Origin of the sequence: Xanthomonas hortorum pv. pelargonii (genome assembly GCF_024499015.1) — a bacterium.
Classification (GTDB): domain Bacteria; phylum Pseudomonadota; class Gammaproteobacteria; order Xanthomonadales; family Xanthomonadaceae; genus Xanthomonas; species Xanthomonas hortorum_B.
This window is the reverse complement of record NZ_CP098604.1, coordinates 2,376,877-2,393,707: the sequence shown is the minus strand read 5'-3', so window position 1 is coordinate 2,393,707 and position 16,831 is coordinate 2,376,877. Positions and strand designations below refer to the sequence as shown.

8 protein-coding genes and 1 pseudogene are annotated in these 16,831 nt (G+C 65.9%); 7 read left to right on the top strand and 2 right to left on the bottom strand.

The genetic code is table 11. The features are described 5' to 3' along the window. Nucleotides 1–214 precede the first annotated feature (214 nt). From NDY25_RS10500 to NDY25_RS10475, 6 genes and pseudogenes are all read left to right on the top strand, one after another. Entirely contained in the window at nucleotides 215–1,405 is a 1,191-nt protein-coding gene (locus tag NDY25_RS10500) for a sugar diacid recognition domain-containing protein (protein ID WP_168959018.1), read from the top strand. A gap of 139 nt (nucleotides 1,406–1,544) precedes the next feature. Continuing rightward, the gene (locus NDY25_RS10495) at nucleotides 1,545–3,293 is read left to right on the top strand and encodes a sensor domain-containing diguanylate cyclase (protein ID WP_168959019.1); all 1,749 of its coding nucleotides are present in this window, start codon (nucleotides 1,545–1,547) and stop codon (nucleotides 3,291–3,293) included. A gap of 138 nt (nucleotides 3,294–3,431) precedes the next feature. Next, nucleotides 3,432–3,824 (top strand): DUF2628 domain-containing protein, encoded by a 393-nt coding sequence (locus NDY25_RS10490; protein WP_168959020.1) that lies wholly within the window; start codon nucleotides 3,432–3,434, stop codon nucleotides 3,822–3,824. 566 nt (nucleotides 3,825–4,390) lie between these two features. Then, nucleotides 4,391–7,244, top strand: a pseudogene (locus NDY25_RS10485) (TonB-dependent receptor plug domain-containing protein). A gap of 454 nt (nucleotides 7,245–7,698) precedes the next feature. Continuing rightward, complete coding sequence (gene xopAH, locus NDY25_RS10480; RefSeq protein WP_256627922.1) at nucleotides 7,699–9,057, top strand: XopAH/AvrB family type III secretion system effector; 1,359 nt, start codon at nucleotides 7,699–7,701, stop codon at nucleotides 9,055–9,057. A gap of 402 nt (nucleotides 9,058–9,459) precedes the next feature. Beyond that, nucleotides 9,460–11,937 (top strand): GH92 family glycosyl hydrolase, encoded by a 2,478-nt coding sequence (locus NDY25_RS10475; protein WP_168959022.1) that lies wholly within the window; start codon nucleotides 9,460–9,462, stop codon nucleotides 11,935–11,937. A 350-nt stretch (nucleotides 11,938–12,287) separates the two neighbouring features. On the opposite strand, the gene NDY25_RS10470 is transcribed toward NDY25_RS10475, so the two are convergent. Beyond that, the gene (locus tag NDY25_RS10470; protein WP_074056183.1) at nucleotides 12,288–13,703 is read right to left on the bottom strand and encodes an amino acid permease; all 1,416 of its coding nucleotides are present in this window, start codon (nucleotides 13,701–13,703) and stop codon (nucleotides 12,288–12,290) included. A gap of 334 nt (nucleotides 13,704–14,037) precedes the next feature. After that, nucleotides 14,038–14,661 carry a glutathione S-transferase family protein gene (locus tag NDY25_RS10465; protein WP_168959023.1) on the bottom strand — a complete coding sequence of 208 codons (624 nt, stop codon included), beginning with the start codon at nucleotides 14,659–14,661 and terminating at the stop codon, nucleotides 14,038–14,040. 355 nt (nucleotides 14,662–15,016) lie between these two features. Here NDY25_RS10465 and NDY25_RS10460 point away from each other — a divergent pair, with 355 nt between their 5' ends. Next, complete coding sequence (locus NDY25_RS10460) at nucleotides 15,017–16,603, top strand: DNA recombination protein RmuC (protein ID WP_168959024.1); 1,587 nt, start codon at nucleotides 15,017–15,019, stop codon at nucleotides 16,601–16,603. The last annotated feature ends 228 nt before the right edge of the window (nucleotides 16,604–16,831 follow it).

Genomic DNA, 16,831 nt, shown 5'->3' with positions numbered 1-16,831 from the left:
AAGCGCGCCGGTCTGCGGGCGCTGCAGCGCAGGGCACGTTCACCTAACCCGCACCCAGTCGAACCGCGAGCGGCCGCATCCTGTCAGCACAGTTGGAACACGCGCCGGGACACAGGCCGCAGCACACCCTCCACACAGTCACACACGTGCCGACCACGCACGCACCGAACATGCCACCGTGACCTCCCTCGACCGCGTCAACAGACCCCAGCCCATGCTCACGCTCGACCGCACCCTGGCGCAGTCCATCGTCGACCGCGCGATGACCATCATCGACGGCAACGTCAACGTGATGGACCACACCGGCGTCATCATCGCCAGCGGCGAGGCGGCGCGTCTGGGCCAGCTGCACGAGGGCGCGCTGCTGGTGCTGTCCCGACAGGGCCGGGTGGAGATCGATGCGGCGCTGGCGCAGCAACTGGATGCAGTGCGCCCTGGCGTGAATCTGCCGCTGATCGTGGATGGCCGCATCGTCGGCTGCGTCGGGCTCACCGGCGACCCGCAGCGGATCGGGCAACAGGCCGAACTGGTGCGCATGGCCGCCGAAGCCATGCTGGAACAGGCCGGCCTGCTGCGCCTGTTGGCCCGCGATGCGCGCCTGCGCGAAGAAGTCACGCTTGGCCTGATCCGCACCGACGGCCCGACCCCGGCGCTGGCCGGCTGGGCCGAGCGGCTCGGCATCGCGCTCGACCTGCCGCGCGTGGCCGCCGTGATCGAAGTGGAAAGCGACACCCTGGATCTGGACGCCATGCTGGTGGAGCTGCAGCGCCTGCACACGCTGCTCTCCACGCCCGAACGCGGCAACCTGATCGCGGCCACCGCGCTCAACGAACTGGTGGTGCTCAAACCGGCGCTGGACCGGCGCGGCCACTGGGACGTGGGCGAACAACGCCGCCGCGCGCACACCTTGCTCGAGCGCATGCGCGCCAGCAGCCCGCTGCGGATCCGTCTCGCCCTGGGCCAGTATTTTCCACAGCCCAACGGGCTGGCGTTGTCGCACCAGGTCGCGCGCACCACCATGCGTATCGGCAAGGCGCGTGCGCCGCAGGCCGATGCGTTTTTCTACGACGACTATCGCTTGCCGGTGCTGGTGGACGACCTGCGTCAGGCCTGGCAGGCCGATGAACTGCGCAAGCCGCTGCAGGCCCTGCTGGCACAGGAACGTCGCAGCCAGTTGTTGAAGACCTTGTCGGTCTGGTTCGGCGCCGGCATGCGCATGGCGCCCACCGCCAAGGTGCTGGGCATCCATCGCAACACGCTGGATTACCGCATGCAGCGCATCCAGCAACTGTGCGCGGTGGACCTGAGCAATACCGACGATTGCATGCGCCTGTATCTGGCCTTGCAGATGCGCGACGACAGTGCCGCCACCGAGGCGAACACGGACGCCAGTGCCACCGGCTGAGATGGCGCAATGGCCGCAGTGTCGGCGCGCACGCGCAGCTGTGTGCGATAGCGCACGGAACCTCGCATCGCCAGTCCCTGCCAGGTATGCCCACTCCGCTAGACTGAACGCATTGCCCGGGGCACGAGCGAGCTTTCCGTTGAATCAGTGCGACACCGCCGTGTCATCCACCGCCAGCGAGGCCGAGCGCCTTGCGCGTCTGGCGTTGTTGCAGGTGGTCGACACCGACGCCGAACCGTTCTTCGATGCGCTGGCCGCCGCCGCGCAGGCGATCGCCGGCACCCCGATCGCGCTGGTGTCGCTGGTGGACGAGCGCCGGCAATGGTGGAAGGCCAACATCGGCCTGCCCGGCGTCTCTGAAACCCCACGCGAACTGGCGTTCTGCGCCTACACCATCCAGGGCGATGTGGTGATGGAAGTGCGTGATGCGCCGGCCGACCCGCGCTTCTGCGACAACGCCCTGGTCACCGATGCCCCGGGCATCCGATACTACGCCGGCGCGCCGATCGTGCTGCCCGACGGCTTGCGCATGGGCACCGTGTGCGTGATCGACCAGCGCCCGCGCGCGCTGGAGCCGGCGCAGCTGCAGGCCTTGCAGCAGTTGGCCAGGGTCGCCGCCGAAGGCCTGGAGCAGCGCCGCGTGATGCTGGAACGCCAGGCCGCCAACGAACAACTGCAACAGCGTGTGCGCGAGAGCGAGGCGTTTCTGGAACGTACCGGCCGGGTCGCCGGGGTGGGTGGCTGGGAAGTGGATGTGGCCAGCGGCACCTTGACCTGGTCGGATCAGACCTGCCGCCTGCACGATCTGCCTCCGGGCTACAAACCGACCTTGAACGAGGGGATCGGCTTCTACCCGCTGGAAGCGCGCGCAGTGATCACCGAGGCGGTCGACGCCTGCGTGCGCGACGGCACGCCCTGGGATCTGGAACTGCCGCTGATCAGCGCCACCGGCCGGCGCCTGTGGGTGCACAGCACCGGCTCGGTGGAGCATGTGGACGGACGCACCCGCCTGATCGGCGCAGTGCAGGACGTGACCGACCGCCATCGCGCAGTGGATGCGCTGGCCGCCAGCGAACGCAAGTTCCGCAACATGTTCCAGTACAGCCTGGGCCTGATCTGCACCCACGACATGGACGGCCGCCTGATCAGCATCAACCCGGCCGCGGCGCGCTCGCTCGGCCGCCAGGTGGAGGGCATGGAAGGCCGCGCGTTGCAGGAGTTCGTGCGCCCCGAGCGGCATGCCGCCCTGCAGGGCTATCTGTCGCGCATGGTGCTCGACGGCCAGGATGCCGGGGTGATCGAGCTGGTCGCCAGCGACGGCAGCCTGCGCCACTGGCAGTACCGCAACGTGCTGGATATCGACTCCGAGGCCACCATCGTGCTGGCGCATGCCCAGGACATCACCAACCAGTACCAGCAGGAAAAACAGCTGCTGGAATGGTCGTTCACCGACCCGCTCACCAACTGCTACAACCGCCGCTTCCTGGACGAACTGGACAAGCGCGACCCCAGCGTGCGCTGGGGCTGCATTGTGGTGGATCTGGACAAGTTCAAACTGGTCAACGACACCCACGGCCACCAGCGCGGCGACGAGGTGCTGGTGCAGATGGCGTGGTTCCTCAATCAGCCGCTGCGCACCCAGGACCGTCTGGTCCGGCTGGGCGGCGATGAATTCCTGGTGCTGCTGCACCAGCCCACCCAGCCGCAACTGGACGCCCTGGCGCGCGACTATGTGGCCGCCAGCGCCGAGGCACCGATCCAGTTCACCCTGGGCACCGCCTTGCGGCATGACGGCGAAGCGCTGGCGGCGGTGGTCGATCGCGCCGACCGCTCGCTGTACAGCTTGCGCCGGGCACGCCGCGGCAGCGGTCTGAACGACCAGCGCTAGCGCCGCTCACCCGCCGCCCCGGCCGCGTGCCTCCAAGCTGACTGATCCGCCAGCGGAGCACGGCAGACAGCGCCAAAACGCGTGCCGATGAATACGCGATCGCCTATCATGTAACCGTTTTCAACTACATGGTTTGGAATGGACACCTTAGATCGCACCCAGCTCAGTCCCAAGTGGCAGTTCCGTTTCGATTTCTTCGACCGTCACGGCGGCCCCAAGGAGCCGGCCTACAAGGAGGCGCTGAAGACCCTGCCGTTTGGCGAAAAGGTCAAGGTCGGCATGAACTTCTATGCCTTCTTCTTCGGCGTCATCTATTTCTTCATCATCGGCCTGTGGCGCAAGGCGTTGAGCCTGATCGGCATCAGCCTCGTGCTGAGCATCGTGGCCTCGTTCCTGCCGGCCGCGTTTCAGAATGTGCTGTGGCTGCCGCTGTCGTTGTTGACCGGCATGATCGCCAACTACGCCTATTACCTGGACAAGGCCAAGGGCAGCACCAGCTGGAACCCGTTCGAAGGCATGCGCTGGATCTGAGCAACTGCGTCATCGGCGCGTCGGCCCCTCCCGCCGCCACGCCAGCGTCGCCCGGCCCGGTCACTGACCGGGCTTTTTTATGCGCGTTGTGTGCGCGATCGTCGGCGAGCAGACACGAACTGAAGCCCTCTCCCAGCGTGGCGATAATGCATTGCTTGCGCGCCATTGGCGCGCGTGCCTTGGAGCGGAGCGGGGGTTGGGGTGAGGCTACGGCCTACCGATACCGGCTCCTTTCCGGTGCGCTTTCCACCAGTACCGGCAACTGAAAGGCCGGCCGCTCTGCATGGAAACGACCTCATCCGTTAGCGCAACTGGCAAGTTCAGTGCCGCACCGGCTGAACGCGCCAACCGCCTGATCTCCAACGAATTGATCCAGATTTCAGCCGCTAGAGCCCGCCCGCTTTACTGCGCCGCAGTGTGCAGCCGGCATTTCAGAATGCTTAATCTTTGCCAACGCATCACATATTCCCGGAGCCGATTTAGGTCGATCCAAGCCAGCTAATCCCCGCAAGTGTTTGAAAGACGAAGTCTTTCCGTCGCACCACCACCCTCGACGAGACGCTTGAATGACCGATTACCGCCGTTGTCGCCCGCAGCTGCTTGCCCATGCCGTGCTGCTCGCATTGCTGTCACCCTCGCCCGCACTGGCCCAGCAGGCCAGCGCCCCGCAACAACTCGATGTGGTCACCGTCACCGGCTCGCGCATCAAGCGCGTGCAGGCCATCGGCGCAGAGGAGATCCGCGCGCAGGGCTTCACCACCGTCTACGACATGCTCGGCACCCTCAACCAGGCCATCGGCATGGTGGAGGCCGACGTCAGCAGGGGCTCGCACACGCCCAACGCCAGCCCGCTCAACCTGCGCAACCTCGGCCCCAACCGCAGCCTGTTGCTGGTCAACGGCCGCCGCGTGGCCGACTACCCGTTGCCGTACAACGGCCAGAGCAACGTCTCCAACTACAGCAACATCCCGGCCGCTGCGGTGGACCGGGTGGAAGTGCTCACCGGCGGCGCCTCGGCCATCTACGGCTCGGACGCGATCGCCGGGGTGGTCAACGTGATCCTCAAGCAGAACTACAGCGGCGACCAGTTCCGCATGCGCGGCGGCACCGCCACCGAAGGCGGCCGCGATACTGCCGATGTGTCCTGGGCCGGCGGGCGCACCGGCGCCAACTGGAGCGTGACCTACGCGCTGCAGCACACCAGCCGCGACCCGCTGTTCGGCCGCGACCGCCCGCAGATGGACGACGCCAGCGATGCGCCCTACAGCGCCTGGACCGCCGAGCAGCGCCGGGTGGGCTTTCGCCCCAGCAGCGGCATCGCCCTGATCGACAACGCCACCGGCACCTGCCAGGCCCCGCCGCCCGGCGCCTGCGAGTAGTTCGGCGGCGAGTACTATCTGGCCGACCGCCTGCTCTACAACCGCAATACCGGGGTGACCAGCAATACCGGCCAGCTGTGCGGGCTCACCGCCGACTACGGCAACTGGCTGCTGCGCAGCGGCAGCAAGGACCCGTCCGGGTATCTCTACGGCACCTGGGAATTCGGCAACGGTGTGCAGGCCTGGACCAACCTGGCGGTGTTCGATTCGGAGGCGCAATGGGGCACCTCGCCGCCCGCGGTGCAACTGCCGGCCGGACTCGATTTCCCCGCGTTCTACGATGTCACCAGCGACCAGCAACTGATCGGCGTGCGCCAGTTCACCGCCGCCGAAGTCGGCAGCCAGGCCGGGCTGCGCAACCGCAACCGCGAGCGCTCCTGGGACATCAGTGCCGGCCTGCGCGGCACCCTGGCCAACGGCCGTTTCGATTGGGACGCCTCGCTGGGCCGCTCGTATTACCGGGTGCAGGAGCGCATCTCCACGGTGAACTGGCAGCGCGCCAACGACTATTTCCTGGGCCCGCAACAGGGCAGCGTCGACGGCCTGCCGGCGTATGCGCTGGACCGTGCGCGCTGGTGGACTCCGCTGACGCCGGGGCAGTACGCGCAGATTGGCGCGCACTCGGTCAACCGCGCCGCCTCCTGGGTCAACCAGGGTGCGCTCAGCCTAAGCGGCACCCTGGCGCAGGGCTGGGCCGGGCCGATCGAATTCGCCGCCGTGGTCGAAGCCGCGCAGCAGGGCTACCGGCTCAACCCCGACCCGCGCGCCAATGTCGATTACGAAGTGCAGAACGTGGACCGCGGCGGCGGCGAGCGCATCCGCTATTCGGGCGGCCTGGAGTTCAGCGTGCCGCTGACCACCATGCTCACCGCCACCCTGGCCGGTCGCTACGACCGTTATGGCAATTACAAAGCCTATAGCGACGACGCCAACCTGCTCGACATCGGCACCCAGAAGGAATCCACCTGGAGCGCCGGCCTGCAGTGGCGGCCGATCGACAGCCTGCTGCTGCGCGGCAGCTACGCCACCAGCCTCCGCGCCCCGGACATGCATTATCTGCTTGGCCAACCCAGCTCGGCGCAGGTACGCACGCTCGACCAGTACCGCTGCATCGCCAGCGGCGCCTATCAGATCAACAACTGCACCGGCGACAACACCGCGGTGACCTATCCCTTCGCCATCAACCGCCGAGGCACCCCGGATCTGGATGCGGAGCTGGGCAATTCGTGGACGGCGGGGTTTGTCTGGGATGCGTTCGAGAACGTCTCGTTCACCGCCGACTTCTGGCGCATCCATCTGGAAGATGAGATCCGCGATATCGACGAGACCACTATCCTGCGCGACGAAGCCGGCTGCCGCACCTGGCTGACCATCACCCCCGGCCAGGCCTGGTCCAACCCCGGTGGCGCCGATTACTGCGCCTCGATCCTGGCCCGCGTGCAGCGCGATGGCAGCGGGCTGGACCTGTCGGCGCGCTGCCAGCTCAAGACCGCCATCGGCGATTTCCAGATGGGGCTCGATTACACCAACCTGCGCTCGATGCGCGAGCAAACCTACCGCACCGACCCCAACCCGGAGCGCCGCGACCGTGACATCCGCAGCAAGTCGCGCGGCAGCGTGAGCTGGCTGTCCGGCAACTGGAATGCCACCGTCTACGGCGACCGCGTCGGCGCGGTGCCCGGCGTGCGCTCGCACTGGGGCCTGGACCGGCTCGACAACCCCGGCGGCTGCGTGCCGTTCGCCGATGGCGGGGTGCCCGACGACCGCGCCGGCTGCACCGACACCGATCCCGCCAGCCCCCACCTTCGGCCAGAGCACCCGCAAGTATTACGGCCGCATCGGCCCGGCGATCACCTGGAACGTCAATCTGGGCTACCGCATCACCCCGGCGATGAAGCTCAATCTCTACGTCAACAACGTCTTCAAAAGCACCGGCTACAACCACAAGGACCCCTACAAGCTCGATTACGAGTTCTACAACAGCCGCCTGTTCAGCCCGGTCGGCCGCGAGATCGCGGCAGAGTACGTATTCGATTTCTGAGCCGACCATCACCCGCCGCATGTGGTCAGAATGCGGCTCGAAACCTCGGATCGGAATGGACACCTTCGGCCGCCATCGTCACAGCCGCGAGAGCAGTTCCGCTTTGAGCAGCGCAGTTGCGCGCAAACGCATCCCCGTGCTTCGGGTCCGGGGGACAGCGCCGGAACGGCTGCACTTCTGGTTAGGACACGCGGAACGCTTCGCTTGATGCGCATCACTTTCCCAGCCCTCGGTTGAATGCCAGTGGTTGTGCGCTATGTTCAGAACGACAGCTACCGTCGTCCTGCACTACCGGGTCTTATGAAGATCAACAAAGCGCCATCGCACAGCGGCATTGCCTCGTGCGATACACCGCAGTCGCCGGCACGCGGAGATGCGCCGCCGGCGCCGACGACCGCCGGCGCCGGCGGCCCCTGAGCGGCCTAAAAGGAAGGTGAGAAAGGCGCTTCCCGGCATGCTTTGTTCCGGCGCGAAAGAAACCACGAACGGTTCCGAAGCTGCGAGTCATCAGGCAGTGACAATGCAGCCGGCAAATGCGACCTTGGCAGGTATCGAAACGGCACTGTCCAGACCGGGCGAAACAGTGACCGTGGACCTGCAGCGCCACCGTCCCTCACACGCGCTGACCCCAGAGCAACGGATCAGTTCGGATGTACAGGTGCGTCTGCTCTACGCCGAAGAGCAAGGCGCACGCAGGCTGCACATCGAGAGCAGTCTCTTCCATGAGCCGGGAACTCAATCCGTCACCACGCACGGCTCCAAACCGTTGCTAAAGGCGGCGGCATCGGCGGCGCTGGCGCCGAGTACGCAGGGCCTGGACCACATGTTCACTTGCGTATCGCCACCAATCCGCAATGCACTGCCAGGACCTGTCGCGGAGAGCAAACTTTCGCCTACACAGATCGCGTTGACCGGCGTGGCACGGTGGCCAGACCCACGCGTCAACCAAGAGTCGACACCAGGAAATCAACAGTATGGTCGCCGCTTTTGTTCCACGGCCCGGGAAGGCGGCGCACGCATCGCAAGCGGGCAGATCCAGACCTTCCGGCAACTGTGGGATTTCTCGGGCGCAGCGCGTCATAGCTGGGCCACCCAGCAAACAGCGCAGCCAGGTGGTCCCGGCAAACCAAAAGAAGGGGATGCTCAGCCATTTGCGGCTGGTTACCCACGGCAGACGAACGTCACCACACCCCTCACAGCGCACTATGCGTATCTGCAACAACGAGCGCGCCAGCTTCCGCTGGTTCGGCAAGCCAATGGCCTTGCTGCGGACGCTGGGCAGACGATGCCCGACGGGTTCATGGCGCATGACGTCTTCGAAATGGTGGGCGAATTAAATGGGGAGAAGATTCCGCTCACCCAGCTACGGCTGGCAGTGAATCCAGACGACTTTCTCCATCCGCTCGCCCAACAGGGGCGGGCAGGACATCAAGGATCGGTTGAAGCCGGCGCTTTTCCGTTTTGCATCCAGCACACCCCTTTCGAACTGGTGCAGCCGATCATGAATCATGTCGAAAACTTGTTCGGCGAGCTGATTGCGCGACGCCACGATCCGGCCGAGCTGATGCCGGCGCTCGGTAACCTGCATTGGTGGATGGCACATGCGATGCCTGACCGGCGAGGAAGCGCCGCAAAGACCGAACTGGCCATCCGCGCCTTGGCTAACGCGCATGGGGTCGAACTGCCCCCATTCGCGCAGGGAAATGTGCCAGACCTGGAAGCCTTCGTTACCGATCGCGAAAGCTTCAATGCGCGTTACGCAAATCTGTTCGAACCGCCGGATCAACAAACGCCTGCATCCACGCGCGACTGACGCGCCGCCAGGAGTCGGCCGGAGTGGAAGTCGGTCCAAGAGAAGGGCAGGGCGTCATATCGTATGCCTTGCCCAATTCGTGACATACCGCCGCGCCGCCTGGGCTACTCCTCGTCTGTTTGGCTGAATTCGAGGGCAATTAGGACGTGGCAATCCTCCGCCGCGTCGCCATCGGCGCGTGACCGGGCTGATCATCATTCCCGGCGCGTGTTCTGTACCGAGTGAGTGCGGCGTAGAGCGGTGCGTCCAGACAAGGCAATTGCTGCGCCTGACGCCATCCGGGGTTGTGGCATGAGTCGGTCTTCGCGCACGCTCGTACTGCGCTGATCGCCGCGTCTTGCGGCGACCGGTACGCGCGATCCCACCTGCGGCCTCGGCCGCGCGCTCCCCCGAGGTGTCTGCATGCTCTTTGCCGTTGCGTCGTATCGCTCTTTGTTGCGTTCCCCAGCAACGCCGCGCTGGCGCCGCGCCGCCGCCGGCCTGTGCCTGCTCGGCATGGCGCTGTCCGCCCCGCTGGCCGCGCAGGACCCGGCGCAGGTCAATACCTTCATCGGCAGCAAGGACGACGGCAACACCTACCCCGGTGCGTCGGCCCCGTTCGGGCTGGTGCAGGTCAGCCCGATCGGCGCGCATTACGCCGGCTGGCGCTACGACGACCCGAGCATCCGCGGCTTCGGCCATTCGTTCCTGTCCGGGGCCGGTTGCTGGGAGCAGGGCGGCCAGGTTTCGGTGTTGCCGGTCACCGGTAGCATCGGCCCCGGCGGCGACTTCGATACCAAAGATGCCAAGGCCTTCGACCAGACGCGCTACGCCGCCCGCTACACGCATGATGGCGAGATCGGCCAGGCCGGCTACTACAAGGTGCGCCTGACCGACTACGGCGGCATCGACGCCGAAGCCACCGCGCTCACCCGCGCCGCCGCCGAGCGCTACACCTTCGCCCCCGGCGCCGACACCGGCCATGTGCTGGTCAACCTGGGCCAGGCCAACGACCGCCATGTGGTGATCGGCAGCCAGGTGCAAGTGATCGGCGACCGCGTGGTCGAAGGCAAACTGACCACGCAAAGCTTCTGCGGCGGCCACGAATACACCACCTGGTTCCGGCTGGAATTCGACCGCTCGTTCACCGCCCACGGGGTCTGGGGCGAAGACGGCGGCGTGCCCGATGCGCGCCACAGCATGGGCGGCGAACTCAAACCCAACGGCGCCTGGCTCAGCTTCCCGCTGGGCAAGGGCAAGGACGCACGTGCGGTGACCGTGGTCAGCGCCATCTCGCACGTGGACGCCGAAGGTGCACGCAACAACCTGCGCGCCGACGGCAGGCAGGGCGGCAAGCTGCTAGGCCTGGAGCAGATGCGCCAACGCGCGCAACAGGCCTGGCGCAAGCAACTGGCCAGCCTGCAGCTGGACGGCGCCAGCGCCGACGACCGCACCGTGGCCTACACCGCGCTGTATCACGCCCTGCTGCAGCCGCTGACCGGCAGCGACGCCGATGGCCGTTATCGTGGCTATGACGATGCCATTCACCGCGCCGATGGCTGGACCTACTACGAATATTTCTCGCTGTGGGACACCTACCGCTCGCAGAACCAGTTGCTGGCCCTGCTGCAACCGGCGCGTGCGCGCGATATCGGCCGCTCGCTGCTGGCCATCCACCAGCAAGGCGGCTGGTTACCGCGCTGGGGCTACGCCAATTACGACACCAACATCATGACCGGCGACCCGGTCACCCCGTTCCTGGTCGACCTGTGGCGCTTCGGCGCGCTGCAGGGCAACGAGGCCGAGGCGTATGCAGCGCTGCGCCAGAACGCCTTCGAACAACCGCCGACCAACTCGCGCCACTCCGGCCGCTCCGGCAATGCCAGTTACCTGGCCAACGGCTTCGTGCAGTACGACCGCGCCTTCCCCTCCAAGGGCATGGACGTGGACCCGCACCACGGCGGCTCGGCCACGCTGGAATACGCACTGGCCGACTGCGCGCTGGCGCAGATGGCGCAAGCGCTCGGCCACCCCGACGACAGCGCGCAACTGCGCCAACGCGGCGGCAACTGGCACCGCGTGTGGGACGCCAGCGTGCGCGATGCCGACACCGGCTTCAGCGGGTTTCCACGTCCCCGCCTGGAAGACGGCAGCTGGTACGCGCCCTCGGACGATCACTACAGCCCGCGCTCGCAGCACGGCTTCCACGAAGGCACCGCCTGGCAATATCAGTGGCTGCTGCAGCAGGACATCCCCGGCATGCTGCAGGCCATGCATGGCAGCGAACAGGCCGGCAAACGCCTGGACGCCTTCTTCGCCTACGACGACTTGCTCAAAGACCCGCTCACTGCTGCGCGTACGCACTGGGTAGTCGGCCCCTACAGCTACTACAACCAGTACCGCTACAACCCCAACAACGAACCCGACCTGCACGCCCCGTGGATGTACACGCTGATCGGCCAGCCGTGGAAGACCGCCACCGTGGTGCGCACCGCGCAGCAGTTGTTCACCAACGCCCCCAACGGCGTCACCGGCAACGACGATCTGGGCACGATGTCGGCCTGGTATCTGTTCAGCGCCCTGGGCCTGTATCCGGCGGTGCCGGGCAGCGGCGAGTTCCTGCTGCACGCCCCGCGCTTCAAGCGCGCGACGCTGGACCTGGGCAACGGCAAGCGCCTGCGCATCGACGCCCCCGGCGCGGATGGCCGCGCGCTGCAATATGTGGAGGGCGTGCGTTTCAACGGCACACCGCAGCGCCAGGTGTTCCTGGACTGGGCCCAACTGCAGCAGGGCGGCACGCTGTCGTTCGCGCTCACCAAGCAGGCGCCGACCCAAGGCTGGGGCACGCAAGCGGATGCATTACCAATCTCGTTCTGTGCCACGCCTGCAGCCGCGCAGTAACCGCAAGCATCAGGCCGACGGATGAAAGCCCCTCTCCCTGCGGGAGAGGGGTTGGGGTGAGGGTACGGGGCAAAGCCACTTACCAAATTGAATGACATGAGGCTTCACCCGGACCCTCATCCGCCCTACGGGCACCTTCTCCCGGCGGGAGAAGGGCACAGCTCACCTGCATTTGGCGGCTGAGTACTCATAGCAGCCGCGCAGCACAGCACTGCTAGCGCCAAGACCTTCCCATCGATGATTCACTCTTGAAGGCCCGTGGCGACGCGTTTGTCATGGTTGGCAATTGAAAGATGTATGAGGCGCCCCTCATCCGCCCTACGGGCACCTTCTCCCGGTGGGAGAAGGGACTAACCCGCCTTCCCCAAGCGACTATTCCGCCGCCCATACGCCACATACACCACCACACCCAGTACGTTCCAGACCAGGAACCACAGCTGCGTCGTACTCGGCAAACTCCAGAACAGATACAGACAGCCCAGGATCGCCACCGGCCCCACCACCCACGCCAGCGGCGTACGGAACGCGCGCGCGCGGGTCGGCTCACGCACACGCAGCACCAGCAGACACGCCGCCACCGCCGTAAACGCCGCCAACGTGCCGGCATTGGCCAATGCCGCAATCTCATCCAGCCGCGCTACGCCCGCCAACGCCGCCACCAGCACCGCGGTGAACAACGTCGTCGCCACCGGCGTACCGGTGCGCGCGCTGACCTTGGACAAGCCACGCGGCAGCAAACCATCGCGCGACATCACAAAGAAGATGCGGCTCTGCCCGTACAAAAACGCCAGCAGCACTGTCGGCAGCGCGATGATCGCCACCGCACCGATCACCAACGCCGCCTTGCCATGGCCGAGCTCGCGCAGGATCAGCGCCAACGGCTCCGGGCTCTTGCCGAACACGGTGAAGCTCATCGCACCCACAGCAGACAACGCCACCAGCACGTAGATCAGCGTGCAACCGATCATCGAACCGACGATGCCGATCGACAGATCGCGGCCCGGGTTCTTGGTCTCTTCGGCCGCAGTGGAGATCGCATCGAACCCGTAGAACGCAAAGAAGATGATCGCCGCCGCCGCCATCACCCCGCGCTCCACGCCATCGGGCCCCATCGCCTTGGAGAAGCCGTAGGGCATGAACGGCTGCAGGTTGGCGCTATTGAAGGCCGGCAGCGCGATCGCCACGAACACGCCCAGCGCGATGATCTTCAACACCACCAGCACTGCGTTGAGCGTGGCGCTTTCCTTGGTGCCGGCCATCAGCATGCCGGCCACCAGGAAGGTGATCACCACCGCCGGCAGGTTGACGATGCCGCCGGCGTGCGGCCCGGCCACCAACGCGTGCGGCAGCTCCACCCCCAGCCATTGCAGGAAGCCGACGAAATAGCCGGACCAGCCTACCGCCACCGTGCTCACCACCAGCGAGTATTCCAGCACCAGACTCCAGCCCACCACCCAGGCGATGCTCTCGCCGAGCGCGGTGTAGCTGTAGGTGTAGGCGCTGCCGGCGGCCGGCATCATCGTGGCCATTTCCGCATACGCCAGCGCCGCGCAGGCGCACACGATGCCGGCGGCCACGAACGACAACAGCACCGCCGGGCCGGCCTTGTCCGCACCCACGCCGATCAGCGTATAGATGCCGGTGCCCACGATCGCGCCGATGCCGAGTGCGATCAGATGCGGCCAACTCAGGCTGCGGACCAGCTGACGGCCAGCCTCGTGCACGGTGACCTGATCGATGGATTTGCGCCTGAGCCAAGACGACATGCGGACCTCGAAGGAACCAAAAGAATGCGCGAGTGTCGCCCAACGCGCTGCAGCAATGCTATCGGTGGTGATGTTGTTTGGAGTGGCGCGGAGCGGTTGCTACTTTTATGGACGGGGTTTGACGGCCTCTGAAAGGATTCCGTGAAGCCGTACCCTCACCCCAACCCCTCTCCCGATGGAAGAGGGGCTTTTGATTCCTTCTCCCATCGGGAGAAGGTGGTGCGCAGCGCCGGATGAGGGTACGGACAGGCGACGCAGCATCAGCTCGATCGCTGCCTGATCGATGCGTATTCCCCACCCACAACATGATGCGATCCGGCCAGGTCCAGCACCCCTAAGCCACCCCATTACACCCATGCAGCTGAAACCCGGCGCGCATCCCGAGCTGCGCGTAATACGCGGCCACCGCAGGCAGCACCGGCCGATCGATCGGGCTGGCAAACCAGCGCTGCGTCGATAAGCCCAACACAATATCGGCCACGGTGAAGTCTGCGCCAAGCACAAACGGACCGCCGCGCTGCAGCTGTGCGTCGAGGATGGCCATGTGCCGATTCCACTCGCGCACGCTGGCTGCAATCGCCTGCACATCGGTATGCGCCGCACTGCCACGCACCGTCGCCATGAACGCGTAACGCCAGGCGTTGTTGAGCTCGGTGGCCTGCCAATCCATCCATTGCTCGACCAGTGCACGTGCAGCGGGCGCACTCGGCAGCAGATCGTCGCGGTGGCTGCGCGCGGCCAGATACCGGCAGATGGTGTTCGACTCCCACAGCACCACCGTGCCATCGCGCATCACCGGCACCAGCGCATTGGGGTTGAGCGCGCGAAACGCCGGCGTGTCCACCGAGGCAAACCCGCTGCCATATGCGTGCAGCGTGTAGTCCAGCGCCAACTCCTCGCACAGCCACAGCACCTTGCGCACATTGATGGAGGTCGGCTTTCCGTAGAGTTCGAGCATGTGATCCTCAATAACCAATGGCGACATAGGGCGATGACGGCGGGCAATGCGCGCACAGTGTGGAAGCAGACGCTGCAATTCTGCATCCATGCCTGCCAACGTACATGCCACCACGCCCGAGTGGTCGCCCCTGCCGTAGCGTTGCCTTTACAGGGAGCTACGTGGTGCCCTGCATGCAGGTTGGAACCACGTCGGTGATAGGCGCTTCAACGCACTCTGCGCTGGCATGCCAAGCAACACAGGCAGTGAATCAAGATGAGAACTGCGCCACGGCGCAACCCGACACGCCCGTCATCCTGTGCACTGCGTCCACTCCCGACGCAGCCCTTGCGACGGTGCCCGTTACACTGCGCACATGTCATCCGAATCCCTGATCCTTCTCGGACTGCTCGTCGTAGTCCTCGTGTTGCAGCTGCTCGCGCTGCTGCGGCGTCCCTCTACCAGCGGCCTGGAGCTGGCGCTGCGCGCCGAGCAACGCGACGGGCGCGGCGAGTTGCGCGAGCAGCTCGAAGGCCTGGCAAGGCAGCAGGACGGCCGCCTGGAAACCTTCGCGCGTAATCTCACCGAGCTCTCCACGCGCACCGACCAGCGCCTGGACCTGCTGCGCGACGCACTCGGCGAAGACGCACGCAAGGCGCGCGAAGAAAGCGGCCTTGCGCAGCAACGCACCGGCGAACTGCTCACCTTGCGGCTGACCGAATTGCGCACCCAGCTCGAAGGCTTCGGCCAGCAGCAGGAAACCCGCATCCAGGTGTTCGGCCAGCAACTCACCGAATTGATCGCACGCACCGACACGCACATGGCCACCTTGCGCGAGGCACTGGCCGAAGACGCCCGCAAGGGCAGGCAAGAAGCCGGCGAGTCGCAGCAGCGCTTCACCGAGGCCTTGAGCCAGCGCTTGAACGAGCTCACCCAACGCAACGAGCTGCGCATCGGCGAGATGCGCGCCACGCTGGAACAGCAGCTGGCCAATCTGCAGAACGACAACGCCAGCAAGCTCGAACAGATGCGCGCCACCGTCGACGAAAAGCTGCAGACCACGCTCAACACGCGCCTGGATGCCTCCTTCAAGATCGTCTCCGAACGGCTGGAACAAGTGCAGCGCGGCCTGGGCGAAATGCAGCAGCTGGCCACCGGGGTGGGCGATCTCAAACGCGTGCTCACCAACGTCAAGAACCGCGGCGGCTGGGGCGAAGTACAGCTGGAGAACATCCTCGAACAGACGCTTACCGCCGAGCAGTATTCGCGCAGCGTGCGCGTGCGCCCGGACACCAGCGAAGCAGTGGATTTCGCCGTGCGCCTGCCCGGTCGTGGGCACGAAGACACCCCGGTGTGGCTGCCGATCGATTCCAAATTCCCGCGCGAAGATTACGAGCGGTTGCTCGATGCGCAGGAAGCCGGCGACATCGAGCAGATCCGCCTGCTCGGCAATCAGCTGGAACGCGCGATCCGCATCCAGGCCAAATCGATCAGCGACAAATACATCTGCCCGCCGCACACCACCGATTTCGCCGTGATGTTCCTCCCCACCGAAGGCCTGTACGCCGAAACCATCCGCCGCCCCGGCCTGGTCGATGTGCTGCAGCGCGAGCACCGCGTAGTGATCGCCGGCCCCACCACGTTTACCGCGCTGCTCAACAGCTTGCAGATGGGCTTTCGCACCCTCGCCATCGAAAAGCGCTCCAGCGAAGTGTGGGGGCTGCTCGGCGCGGTCAAGAGCGAGTTCGGCAAGTTCGCCGGCATCCTGGAAAAGGCCGAACGCCAGATCAACACCGTCGGCAAGACCCTGGGCGATGCCGGCCGCAAGACCCGCACCATCGAACGGCGCCTGCGCGGTGTGGAAACGCTGTCCAACGAACACTCGCAAGCGCTGCTGGACGACGCCGGTAGCGACGACGCCGGAAGCAGCAGCGAAGACGACAACAACGACGAGCAGGAGTAATCCGGCTGCGCACCGCAATACGGCACTGCCACTCCCAACCTGCCAACGGCACCGCAAGAGCGGGGACAACGTAGGAGCGCACCCGGGCGCGACAAGGCGTTACCGATAACGCCTCATCGCGGCCAGGGCCGCTCCTACAACGGCAGGCGTGCAACGTGTCATTCCTGCGCCCGACGCCAAGCACACCACGCAGACATCGCCACCGCGATGCTTGCACGCACCTTGTTC